Origin of the sequence: Dyadobacter diqingensis (genome assembly GCF_024220585.1) — a bacterium.
GTDB lineage: Bacteria > Bacteroidota > Bacteroidia > Cytophagales > Spirosomataceae > Dyadobacter > Dyadobacter diqingensis.
This window is the reverse complement of record NZ_JAMXKF010000001.1, coordinates 1,208,749-1,220,872: the sequence shown is the minus strand read 5'-3', so window position 1 is coordinate 1,220,872 and position 12,124 is coordinate 1,208,749. Positions and strand designations below refer to the sequence as shown.

General features: G+C 35.1%; 10 protein-coding genes. 5 read left to right on the top strand and 5 right to left on the bottom strand.

Going from position 1 to position 12,124, the window contains the following annotated elements:
* Positions 1 to 278 precede the first annotated feature (278 nt).
* The 5 genes from M1L62_RS04890 to M1L62_RS04870 are packed head-to-tail and all read left to right on the top strand — an operon-like array spanning position 279 to position 6,130.
* On the top strand, positions 279 to 1,820 hold the full coding sequence (locus M1L62_RS04890; RefSeq protein ID WP_254411885.1) for a sugar transferase: 1,542 nt from the start codon (positions 279 to 281) through the stop codon (positions 1,818 to 1,820).
* Between the two features lie 36 nt (positions 1,821 to 1,856).
* The gene (locus M1L62_RS04885; protein WP_254411884.1) at positions 1,857 to 2,948 is read left to right on the top strand and encodes a glycosyltransferase; all 1,092 of its coding nucleotides are present in this window, start codon (positions 1,857 to 1,859) and stop codon (positions 2,946 to 2,948) included.
* Between the two features lie 39 nt (positions 2,949 to 2,987).
* Positions 2,988 to 4,190 (top strand): hypothetical protein, encoded by a 1,203-nt coding sequence (locus tag M1L62_RS04880; protein WP_254411883.1) that lies wholly within the window; start codon positions 2,988 to 2,990, stop codon positions 4,188 to 4,190.
* 53 nt (positions 4,191 to 4,243) lie between these two features.
* Positions 4,244 to 5,263: an acyltransferase family protein gene (locus M1L62_RS04875; RefSeq protein WP_254411882.1), complete on the top strand. Its 1,020-nt coding sequence runs from the start codon at positions 4,244 to 4,246 to the stop codon at positions 5,261 to 5,263.
* A gap of 45 nt (positions 5,264 to 5,308) precedes the next feature.
* Positions 5,309 to 6,130, top strand: a complete 822-nt coding sequence (locus M1L62_RS04870) for a glycosyltransferase (RefSeq protein WP_254411881.1) — start codon at positions 5,309 to 5,311, stop codon at positions 6,128 to 6,130.
* Positions 6,131 to 6,164: 34 nt separating this feature from the next.
* On the opposite strand, the gene M1L62_RS04865 is transcribed toward M1L62_RS04870, so the two are convergent.
* The 5 genes from M1L62_RS04865 to M1L62_RS04845 all read right to left on the bottom strand — a co-directional run bounded on the left by M1L62_RS04865 (position 6,165) and on the right by M1L62_RS04845 (position 12,124).
* Positions 6,165 to 7,073 (bottom strand): glycosyltransferase family 2 protein, encoded by a 909-nt coding sequence (locus M1L62_RS04865; RefSeq protein WP_254411880.1) that lies wholly within the window; start codon positions 7,071 to 7,073, stop codon positions 6,165 to 6,167.
* A 29-nt stretch (positions 7,074 to 7,102) separates the two neighbouring features.
* On the bottom strand, positions 7,103 to 8,359 hold the full coding sequence (locus M1L62_RS04860; RefSeq protein WP_254411879.1) for a hypothetical protein: 1,257 nt from the start codon (positions 8,357 to 8,359) through the stop codon (positions 7,103 to 7,105).
* Between the two features lie 27 nt (positions 8,360 to 8,386).
* Entirely contained in the window at positions 8,387 to 9,832 is a 1,446-nt protein-coding gene (locus tag M1L62_RS04855; RefSeq protein ID WP_254411878.1) for a lipopolysaccharide biosynthesis protein, read from the bottom strand.
* Positions 9,833 to 9,918: 86 nt separating this feature from the next.
* Complete coding sequence (locus tag M1L62_RS04850; protein WP_254411877.1) at positions 9,919 to 11,499, bottom strand: N-acetylneuraminate synthase family protein; 1,581 nt, start codon at positions 11,497 to 11,499, stop codon at positions 9,919 to 9,921.
* Positions 11,450 to 12,124 (bottom strand): inositol monophosphatase family protein, encoded by a 675-nt coding sequence (locus M1L62_RS04845; protein WP_254411876.1) that lies wholly within the window; start codon positions 12,122 to 12,124, stop codon positions 11,450 to 11,452. The genes M1L62_RS04850 and M1L62_RS04845 overlap by 50 nt, the downstream gene beginning before the upstream one ends.

The window sequence follows — 12,124 nt, the reverse complement described above, 5'->3', positions numbered from 1 at the left end:
AAAACGAGAATTGCAACTGATTAAAAATACAGAGAAGAGTATATTTTTAATCTTATAAGTTTATTTATGCAGCATAGCTGCGGCTCGAAATATTTTTCCGCCTTATTAATGACACTAAATATCCGTATAAGCAAAGCCAACCTATATTCTCTCAAACGGAGATAACTCATTTTGAAGTTTGAAATCTTAATTTGTGATATACAAATATACTGGTCAATTTTAAAAGAATTATTGATCTTTGTTTATCTTTGGCATACAACACGCTATAAACTATTAATATGTTATCCAACTACCCCAAAACCGCTAGTGCCACTGAGGCTTCGGATAGGAGACTAGCCTCACCAACATTTCACGGAATTATCAAATTGCTAATTGATAATGTAACTCTAAAATCCTCTTTGACTATCCCAACCAGACGAGGTGCTGTTTTTACACAACTTGTTCTTGATGGAATCATTGCTATAACAGTCTGGATAGTTTTTTACCGATATAGGTTTGATTTACTTCACAAAGATTTTTTCTGGAATTTGCAGTATTTGGGCTGGACGGATGTTATTTTGGGTTTGTTTATTATACCCTTTGCATGGTGCTTTTTATACTATGTTTCGGGTACCTATTTTGATCTATATAGGAAGTCAAGATATGATGAAATAAAAAGAACTTTAGGTTCTTGTTTAATTGGAACAGTGATTATTGCCTTGGTTGCATTCTCGAATGATGCAACAGATTTCGAATACTTTAGTAAATCAACTGGTAGGTACATTTTACTTCATACTTTTTTTACGCTATTAATACGAGTTTTATATTTGTCTATGATTCACGCAAATATCGTGAAGGGCAAGGTGAAGTTTAATACCCTTATCATTGGTGGAAATCAAAATGCAATTAATATCTATCAAAAGATTTTGTCTGGAAATAGCCATAATAGTAACCACTTCAAAGGGTTTGTGTACTCATCGCTGGAAAGCTCTAATGGGATGAGTAAGTATCTGAGACAGCTTGGGACGATTGATGAGTTAGAAAAAATAATTGATGATAATTCAATTGAGGATGTTATTGTTGCAGTTGATAGTGACGAACATAATTTGCTCGAAAAAATATTACTCCAACTAAGTTACAGACCTGTTTATATTAAGATTCTTCCTGACCTATACGATATCATTTCAGGATCTGTAAAAGTAAATAGTATTTTCGACGATACGTTATTTATGCATATCAGCCCCAGGTTGATGCCCGACTGGCAAAAAGTTTGCAAAAGGATGATTGATATTTTCGCTTCTCTTTTCGCACTTATAATGTTATCGCCGATATATATATTTTCATCGATTAAAGTACTTTTATCATCGCCAGGACCTATTGTTTACCGGCAAGAGCGTGTGGGACTTTACGGGAATATCTTTAAGATTTATAAATTCAGGTCAATGGTTATTGACGCAGAAGCCGCAGGCCCTTCTTTGTCCAGTACAGGAGACCCTCGTATAACAAATTGGGGACGAATTATGCGTAAATATCGTATTGATGAGCTTCCACAATTTTTTAATGTATTGAAGGGAGACATGAGTCTTGTAGGACCGAGACCAGAAAGACAGTATTTTATCAATATTATTTCAGAAACTCATCCTCAATATAAGTATTTACATAAGGTAAGACCGGGTTTGACTTCATGGGGGATGGTGAAATATGGTTATGCTGAAAATGTGTCCCAAATGGTTGAAAGAATGAAGTTCGATATTTTGTATATTGAAAATTGTTCTCTTGTATTGGATTTCAGAATTATCCTTCATACAATTCTTACAGTTATTAAAGGTAGTGGGAAATAGTTTAGGAAATTATAGTAATTGATTGCTAAATAGTTAATGATTAAAAATTTAGTTATAGTTCAGCAATATCTTTCTTGGAAAGGGCATTACAGGCAGTATTTTGAAAATCTTCATAATTCGAAATATTATTGTGTTTATGCGTCGAACAAGAAAGAAGACTATGGAAATTCAAAATGGATCAGATCTGATTTTGATGCTGAAAAGCAACTAACAATCAAGACTAAGATTAAAGGCCGTTTTTGGGACTCGTTTAATGTTTTTAAGTATTTGAGCGGTAAGGATTTTGGAATTATTCACTTTATCGAATTCGAGCCACTGACATACCTTTTATTTGCTAATAAGCTTAATGCCCGCTTGCTGATTACAATACATTCCAGTGACCAATTACACTTCAGTAACTGGCTTCACAATAGATTTTCTGGTTACCAGCGACGATTACTGGAGATGGCTTTAAGAAAGGCAGTTAGTAAAGATGCCACCATTGTTACTCATTACGAATGTCATAAAGAGAGCATATTGAAAATAATTGGTGATGATAAGAGAGAGCGGGTTAAAGTAATTAACTACCCAGCTCCTAAGCCAGAATCCAACAAAGTAAAAGTGTTTTCTGGCGACAAAAGGAAATATTTGATATATGGTCAAGTGAGAGATGATAAAGGGATCTATGAATTTCTACAAAATGATTCAACCAAAAATTTGATAATAACCATAGCTGGGAAAATTGTAGATCGTAGAATTTTAGAATTTGCAAGTAGGAATAATCTCACCATAATCGATAAGTTTTTAAGCGAGGAAGAAATTTCGGAGTTGGTAGCAAATCATGATTTTATGCTGTTACCGTATCCTCTGGCGTATACAAACGGAGCAGGCACTTTTAAGGACAGTTTGTCAAAGGCTATGCCTGTTGTTTGTAGTAATATTGCTATTTTTCGTGAAATTATTGATGTGTATAAAGTTGGAGTGATTTTTGAAAATCCGGACGATATTGAAAAGATTGTAGCTGATATTTCTGAAAATGATTATCTGACATTTTCTAAGAATTGTTTGACTTATGCCACTGAATTTGACTGGGAATATATGAGAAATGCCTACTTTTCGGTTTACGATAAACTGCAAAGTGTAAGATAGCGAATTACTGCAATTGAATATTTTAAGGGAAGAGCTTTTATGCATGGAGTTATAACTCATGAAAATGAGAAAAAGACAGAATATAAGTGGTATTTTATTCAAATAGGAACTATTGTTTTTACACTTATATCCATATTTGTAGCAAGGCATGAGTTTTTACCTTTAACTCATTATACAATTCCTGATAGCGGTTACTATGAAACTTGGGTGTTTTATCCAAGAGACAAAGGAATAGCAACCGGGTTTTTGCATATGAATACATTTCTTTACTCGATCGGAGTGCAAAGTTTTGTTTTTTATAACTCAACTCTGCTACTATTGTCTATATATTTCTGTTCTATTTTTGCTCCTTTTTCTGCCAAGGGGGTTACTTGGGCTCGAGCGTGTATCGCATTTAACCCGTACCTTCTAATCTCTATCATGGGTCCAACGAAAGAGATAAATTTAATTTTCTTCTCTTTGGCAGCGTTTTTTTTATTTTTGAGAGGTCCAGTAATCTTAAAGGTGCTCAGTATTGTACCTGCTTTTGGTGCTATGGCTATTCGTCCGCAATTTGGATTACTTATCTTGGTTGCTTTTACTTGCGTACTTCTCTTAAAGGTTATAAAGAAGCCTATTTCTCTTTGTGTAGCTATACTTTTGTTATTTTTATTTTTTAATTCAATACCTTTTATAAACGGAATTATCTCCAATTCCGGAGGAGACGAACTGGAATTTTTTCAGTCGTCAATTTATTACGAAGTGGCTCTGGTATTGAAGGTAATGCAGGAAAATCCTATATTCCAGATATTTGCGCTGATCATAAAAATGGTGCTGGTAATGTTTGCACCAATTGCGCGTCCTAATACCTTGTCTTCTCCATATGTTCCTCTATTGGATTGGGGTTATACTTTTATGGGGTGGCTTCTTTTTCCTCTTAATTTATCATTCATCCTGCTCTTTTTTAATAAAAGGATATCCCAAAGTCCAAAATTAAATGAAGCAGGCCAGTTAATAATTATTTATGCATTTTTAGGCATATTTAGTACAATTGTAAGTCCAATCATTCAAGCTCGCTATCTATTTCCCTATTCCCCTTTTATAGCGGCATGTTTTATGTTACATCAGGTTCACATAAGAAACCGTATCTTGATATTTTCGTTTTCCTTAATTTTGTTGACTTTTATTTTGACCGCATTGTTTCTCCCCAAAAAATGGGAAACGCCTACGGATGAATCTGCTACTTATATATCCTGGTTTTAAATATGGCTGGTAACTAGCCGAATCAAAAATTTCTAAAATCACACATATCAGAAATGAAAAATAGAGTCGCGTATATTGATCATCTGAAAGGAATTTCAATTTTGCTTGTTGTAGTTGGCCATTTTATACAGTATAATACGATTGAATCAAAGGATAGTAGGCTATTCAGTTTTATATACTCTTTTCACATGCCATTGTTTATGTTTATAAGCGGCTATGTGGCTTATCTGAGCATCAATGAAAGGATTTTTCAAAATTATAGTAGTTTTTTATTGAAAAAAATTCGCTCTTTATTGGTTCCTTTTTTCGCCTGGCCGCTACTGGTGGATAAGCTTTTTTTTAATGGCAATTTTCAATTCAATCCCTATCCGAGATTTCTGGAATTGATGGAAGATCCAAGAACCGGTTTGTGGTTTCTCTGGTATTTATTTTTTCTAACAATTATATATTCTGCTTTCTTGCTCATTTCCAATCATCTAAGAGGTAAATTCAAGTTTGTAACTGACGTTTGTCTATTTTTTACGTTCCTTATATTTTTGGTTATTCTGAAAGTCGTACATGTAACTGACTATGTAGACTCTTTTATCCAATACTATGGCTATTTTTTTATAGGTATATTTATAGCAAAGTATACTTGGCTAAAAGAGAAAATTTTGGATTATCGACTTTTCTCTTTTTTTCTGATTTTGTTTGTTTTAGTGGTGGGTTTTTACTCGTTCGGCGATCCTAACTTTCATAGTATGGGTATAAGTCTTCTAATTAAAATTGTTAGCGCAGTTTCTGCAATTTTATCTTCTTATTTTATCATAAATAAGATCACTTTCAATGCCATTGTAGATGGTTGTGTTACAAAATGGGGTATGTCATCTATAGTGATTTATGCGACTCATTTCAAGTTTATAGATCTTTTTAAAGGTTTATACCTAATACCTGAGCTTAATAATTCTCTTATTATTTTCATAAGCTTATTCTTTTCTGTCTTGATAATTTCGCTTTGTATGGGAATCTATGAGATAGTAAAATTATGTCCTCCATTGAATCTCTTGCTGTACGGAGGTAAAACGAAAGTATAAAGTAGCAAAGGAGAGTGTAATCTTTTAAGGGATTAATTTACAAATATGTCCAGTCCATTATTCTCAGTTTTAATTTCAACCTATCACAACGACAACCCTCTTCATTTAGACTTGGCTCTTGGGAGTATTTTTAAACAATCATTGCTACCTAACCAAGTGGTGTTAGTGATAGATGGTCCGATTCCTGAAACCTTAAAGAGAATTATTAATACGTATTACACATCCTTCCCGGCAATAGTTGATATTCACCCGTTGGAAAGAAATATTGGACTGGGGCCAGCACTTAATTTTGGTTTATTACAATGCCGGAATGAAATTGTTGCAAGGATGGACTCAGATGATATCTCTCTAAAGGATCGTTTCAAAAAACAAATAGATTATCTGCAAGTACATCTAGATGTTGATGTGCTAGGAGCTGATGTTGAGGAGTTTAGTGAAGAGCCGGGTGATTTGAAAAGAATTAATAAAGCGCCGAAAGCGTCTGAATTGTATAGTTATTCCAGATGGAGAAATCCAATTAATCATCCAACTGTAGTTTTTAAGAAGTCGGTTGTTTTAGCTTCAAATTCATACGAAGATGTTCCATATTTTGAAGATTACTATTTGTGGATAAATATTTTACATAAGGGATATAAAATAGACAATTTACAAGAGGTACTTGTTCATTTTAGAAATGACAGTGATACAATAGGACGTAGGCATGGACTAAACTATATTAGGCATGAGATGAATTTTCTGAATCTTGCCTATGCTAATTCATATCTTGAATTCAAATACTACATTGCTGGTATATTTATTAGACTCCCTTTAAGAATTATTCCTAAAAGGCTACTGAGTTTATTCTATCATTATGTACTTAGGCAATGATATTTATTGGTAAAACTTCATCTATCTGATGAATCTAGATTAGAATTATAAGGTGTTTCAGTACATTGAATACCTGGTGAGAAATTGGTAATTGTAGAATAGGATATGGGAGTTGAATTTCGTTAGAGTTTTCTATTAGAGTGCTTAACTTTTCTTTGGAAGTAATCTCATGTCTTTTCATTAACTCAATCATACTCAGTATAGTGAGAAATTTATGTGTGCGGTTAAGGTTATATTTAATGCACATATAAACAAATTCTCCAATTGCTATTTTTGCACTAATCGCACTGTTCGTAATTTGCGTGTCGAGCCCTGCACTTGTATCAATCAAATATTCATCGATAAAAGCAACCTTTGGGTAAAGACGTGTATAGTCATAATAAAATAGAACATCTACAAACCAAATACTCTTTTGATCAAAAAATACTGGCTGATCCGTCTGCCGTTTAAAAAAAGTTGTACTCGGATTGCCAACGTAGTTTGCATACAGTATTAGTGTAGGATCTTGCAGCCATTTTTTTTGAAATCGTTTGAGAATAGAGTGTTTTTCTTTTCTATCAGGATGAACATTGAAGCAATTTGAGCAAATGAAATCCGATCCTGTTTTTAGCGCAGTTTCAACAAAGATTCGTAATGCATCTTTGTTGGCGAACCAATCATCATGATGCATAATTTTAATGAATTCTCCTTTTGAACGTCTAAGTCCTTCATTCCAGTTCTCCGGAGAGCCCAAAGGAATTGCATTTTTAATGTAAATAATTCGAGGGTCGTTATATTTTTTTACGACATTGGCAACATCTTCATTGGGGCTATCATCGGTAATGATGACTTCTATATTGGAATAGGTCTGTTCAAGAACCGTATTTAAGCATCTTTTTAGAAGCGTAGGATTTTTGTAGGCAGGTATACAAATTGATATTAGCAGTGTGTTATAATGATTCATTCGTTATTATTATTTATACGTAATCCGGGTTATTTTCCTAAAATTTCTTTGTATCGGTTAATACCCATACCAAGATTGTCTGACAAAAGTTTATTTATTTTTTCATTGAGTAATTTATTATCAATCTTTTGGAAAAAGCTAATTCTTTCATAGAACGTTTTAGAATCTCCAAACTTGTCATCAAGGCCTTCATACTGTTCATTTTCATCAGGCTCATATCTAAGGCAAACCATATTATGATACATAGATTCGTAGTATGTCGTAGAATTATTTACGATTGCAAAATCATACTGGCCGGCTAAAAACATTTCCTGTAAACTAACTTCATTGTTGGTTAAGGATAGAAGACTGCTTTTGCAAAGATTAGAATAAATTTCATAAGATAAAGAAGGGTGTAGTCGCACACTGAATTTAATACCCTGGCTCAGCGCCACCTCCTCTGCAATTCTTAGGATATCCTTATTTCCCTCATCGTATATTTTACGTCCCAAAAGAATAATTCCATTCTTAAATGTTTGCTTTACGTTTATCTTCTTTGACGGATAATTGAGATTTCCGGCCACAATTACATTTTTTTCTGGAATACCAAAGTTTTCAATCAATTCCTTTTTTCCCGAATTCCCCCAGACCAAGACTTTGTCCACAGAAATATTTTCACCGTTGATGATATCCTGTGGGATCGTTTTCTTATAATTCACGTAACTCTTACCATGAGTGAGTGTATAAGTTTCTACTCCCTTTTGTTTGAAAAATTGAGCGAGTAAGGCCTCAATTCCATATTGTCCGTTAAATGCTATATATTTTTTTAACTGAAATGGAGTTGTATTATCAACATGTTGAAGTACCGAAAGACAGTTTCGGTAAAACGTTAATCGGGAAGCAATGTAAAACGTATTTTTAAGAGAGACTTTTCCGCTTAAAACTTTAAATGAAAAGCCAATCGAAGAGATAATTATTTTTAAATTAAAGTGTGGTATCAGGTCTATGTTCCTAAAATGGATATGAGAGTTGTCCCCGACATTCTGTCTAATGATTTGGAGTAATCTAGAGTACTCTTTTCTTTCATACGCATCTGAAAACAAAATACGTTGATTTTTGATGTTTTTTATCGCTTTTGGAAAGTTGTATACAAAGAAAAATGAAACTATTATCTTAAAGAGATTGATTTTTTCTTTGTGCGCAACTGACATCACTTCTATTGCCATGGGAAATTCAAATTCAATATCATTCTCTCGGAATTTTAATATTTTTTTTAGCTCTTTATATTGTGAGAAGTAGTCGTTCATGAAAAATGGGGGCAGTATTGGTGTTACTTAACTATTAAAGAAATAGAATATGGAAAACAATAACAGCACAATGATAGAGGGAACGCTGACTCCTTTCTCAAAATACCAAAAGTTAATGTTATTTAATGATTTATATGAATATTTTGTGCAATACCAGCAATAAAAACCAAGATATCCTGAAAGCATTCCTACTGGGATAGCATATACGCCAAAATGCGAGCTAAGTAGCCAGGTTACGCCAATGTATATAATGCCCGAAACACCATCTGCAATATGGGCAATGACATGATTCGTGGATAAATAAACCTGAAGATGCATGGATCCAAACCGATGCGCGTAGAAAGCCCATCCAAGTAAAATCCAAAGCTTTGGATCGATAAACGTTACTTCGGACCCTATTACTTGCAGAAACGGCTCGATGCATATGGTCGTGCAAATAAAACCGAAAACAAAAACAATATGACTCCATTTCATCCCCTTTTTTATGGTTGTCAACAATCCTTGCATATTATTTTGAACTCTAAACCGGGCTAGCAACGGGATTTTACTGAAAAAAGGGGCCATTGATACGTCACGTATCTGGCTGACAAGTCGCAGAGCCAGTAAATAAGAAGCTACTGAATCTTTAGTTCCGAATTGAGCATAAATTACTGAGGTCAGGCTCATAAGTCCACCGGACATTAGACCGCTTACACCGCTTCGCCACACCGGAGCCCATATTTTTTTTAACAGGATGGGGTCTATTGATAAACGAATATTTACTCGTTTCCATAGTGCAGACTCGGTCTTTTGACAGATCAGCCAGTCGCGAAATGAGGCAATCACGATCCATATCTGATTAACTATGACAAGATTCAACAGGCTTGGCGCCCATACTAATACACCCAGGCTGCATATAATTCCACCCAGAGAAGTAAAGGTCTCGATCCTTCTCACCAGAGCAACTTTATTCAAACCTTCCAAAAAGTTCTGATAAACTTTCGAGTAGAAACTAATGATGGAAGTGACTATAAATACTCCCCAGGCGATCCAGGCCTGATCCGGTACATCGGTATTGTCCACCGGCTTTTTCATAGCCCAGGTGCCGAATGTGAGCAGCAATATAAATACAATTACCGTTAACCACTTGTAGAGAAACTTCATGGAAGCAATGATAGAAGCCATTAACGGTTCGTTGCAGGTTTCATCTGTCGGTATGTCTACAACTGAGTTTTGATTAACAATTAAAATATCACGCGCACCACCATATGCGTACGAAATAATACGGGAGAATGTTTGCCGAAGTCCGTAGTCTGCAAGCATCTGAAGACTGATCATAGTGGAGAATAAATACCACAATACGATATCTCCGGGAGAAAATTTATTGAGAATTAACGGTAAGATACCAACGAGTGTAATTGAACGGGCGGCGTAGCTCATCCAAGTCATCAGGGTTGGTGAATTCCAGATATCTGATCGTTTTAATGTTATCAAAATAGAATTTTCAAATCATACGCAAAAGATTCATTTGCTGTTGCAAACCAGCTTGCCCATATCAGACTTACAAACGCTGATATGGTTTAATTATGGAAATCATTTGGAACGTATTTATGATGTTCAGCGATATGAATATCTTTTTGTTTTGTACCGCACATAAGTTCCGCTTTTCTGACATCGTGAACAAAATTTTTAAATTGATTCCCATGTAAGTCGATGGCAACACCATCGAAATGAATCCAGTCTAAATTGCCCAGCTTTACATGTTTTTCAAGCATCCTGGCTCCTGCCGCTACTGCGAGCATGCAGCCAAGCGAACCTACATCATGGCTTGAATAGCCCGAAAAGAGGTTCGGGTATAAGTATTCTCGAATTTCATCATAGTGCCTTACGACCGCTATTTGGCATGCTTCTGGCGGTGTGGGGTACGAAGAGGTGCATTGCAATAAAAACAGGTTTCTGTCAATCATAAAATTCTCAAGAACGAACTCTTCGTATTCTTGATTCGTAAAACCTGTTGAAATTACCAAATCGCCTTTGAAATGATTTCCAACTTTCAATAGGTAATTTTTATGATTTGAAATTGTTGAGGGTAGTTTCAGTAAGGCCGGATCAAAATCCATCATAAACTCATAAGACTTCCAGTCCAGAACGGAGGTGAACCAGGGGATTTCATTTTTACAGCAATGTTCGTCTACTAAAAGGAACATGTCGTTGGTTAGCTCAACACCGCGTCGGTAATCTCCAAGCGTTTTACCAAATGGAGACTGGTATGGTTTGGCTAATTCTTTAGCTGTGTAGAACGTATCAATGTCTCTTTTTTGTAATTTTATTATATCCGCGCCACTTTCTTTTGCAAGTTCTATCATCTTGATAAGCCTGGCCGGATCTCCAAGATGATTGTTCGTAAACTCGGCAACAACAATTACCTTACCAGTATCCTTACATTCTTGCAAAAGGCGCTTGTACATCCCGTTATTGGTAATCGTCGACGCTGGGTGATTTGCTGAAAGGTCTTTAAGCATACGGTTCAACCCACTTATCGAAAGTGTACTATAACTTTTTTCACCAATATGTATCAACTTAATGTGGGGATATACACTGCCGAAAGTCTTTAATAGTGTCGTAAATACAGATTCCTGGGTTTGAAGAAAGACATTCTTATATTCCAGATCGTGCATTTGATAATCATCAGGTGTAACTTTTTCCGCTCTAAAGTCAAATCCTACAAAATATGCTTCCAAATCTTTACCAACAACCTCTTGATAAAGAATCAAAAATTTGATGGCTGATATTATTGTAAAATCAGTGAGGGAAAACCTTTCTTCCTGCAAATAGTCAAAGGTATGGTCAAAGCTATCTTGCCCCAACGGTTTGTATTTCACCTCGAGGTGTTTATGATCGGGAATCTTCAGGTGATCGGGGGCAATATAATAATCTGCTTTGAAACCGTTGTTCTTTATCTGATTGTAAAAATCGACACGGTAAAAAAGGGCGAGATTTCCCGGGATTATCTTTTCTGAATCGTTGAGATTGATAATAAAGAAGTCCTCTAATTTACTTAGATCAACATCTTTGATAGAATCTCCCTTACCGATAATGGCAATTTTAGATTTACCCGATTTTAAAGCGATATTTTTGATCTGGTGCAAGAAGTTCTCCATCGTATTTCTTATTGTTTACTATTACGGACAGGCCATTTTCAAGGGCCAAATTTAAACCGGGAAGAATGTCCCATACTTTGGCACCCCTGGGATTCTCAAAAGTTGAAAATGAACCGGTAATAACACTGTACATATTATATACGCAACAGCCGATTATGCGATACTCAAAACCAGGTTCCAACCTTAATAAATCCTCTTTGGTAAGACTGGATGATATTCCGGCAATTCTCGAATTCAGCCGCTCAAATTTATCTCCGCTGATCAGATATCTGTTTAACTCTGGTAATGCCAGCATAGATTGCTGGTGAATCCCACTTTTATAATAACTGACTGCAACCCCCCACTCTAAAAGACCCGATACAAAATTTTCTGTTCCATCTATGGGATCCAGAACTATTACGTTTTCCTGTTTCCAATTAAATAAATTGTCTACAGGAGACTCTTCAGATACGAGATAGAAGTCAGGATAATTTTCAAAAAGAAACGACTTTATAAGAGATTCACTTAGTAAATCCCCCTCTGAAACAAAACTTCCGTCTTCTTTAAGCTTTTTCTTACTTTTTAGCGCTTGGATATCAGGCAAATTTGTTTCAAGGATTTTCTTTATTTGCTCACAAATTTTCAT

Coding starts and splice junctions, on each gene's coding strand:
- M1L62_RS04870 (WP_254411881.1), top strand. CDS start 5,309: ATGTCCAGTCCATTATTCTCAGTTTTAATTTCAACCTATCACAACGAC.
- M1L62_RS04865 (WP_254411880.1), bottom strand. CDS start 7,073: ATGAATCATTATAACACACTGCTAATATCAATTTGTATACCTGCCTAC.
- M1L62_RS04860 (WP_254411879.1), bottom strand. CDS start 8,359: ATGAACGACTACTTCTCACAATATAAAGAGCTAAAAAAAATATTAAAA.
- M1L62_RS04890 (WP_254411885.1), top strand. CDS start 279: ATGTTATCCAACTACCCCAAAACCGCTAGTGCCACTGAGGCTTCGGAT.
- M1L62_RS04875 (WP_254411882.1), top strand. CDS start 4,244: ATGAAAAATAGAGTCGCGTATATTGATCATCTGAAAGGAATTTCAATT.
- M1L62_RS04885 (WP_254411884.1), top strand. CDS start 1,857: ATGATTAAAAATTTAGTTATAGTTCAGCAATATCTTTCTTGGAAAGGG.
- M1L62_RS04845 (WP_254411876.1), bottom strand. CDS start 12,124: ATGAAAATTTGTGAGCAAATAAAGAAAATCCTTGAAACAAATTTGCCT.
- M1L62_RS04850 (WP_254411877.1), bottom strand. CDS start 11,499: ATGGAGAACTTCTTGCACCAGATCAAAAATATCGCTTTAAAATCGGGT.
- M1L62_RS04880 (WP_254411883.1), top strand. CDS start 2,988: ATGCATGGAGTTATAACTCATGAAAATGAGAAAAAGACAGAATATAAG.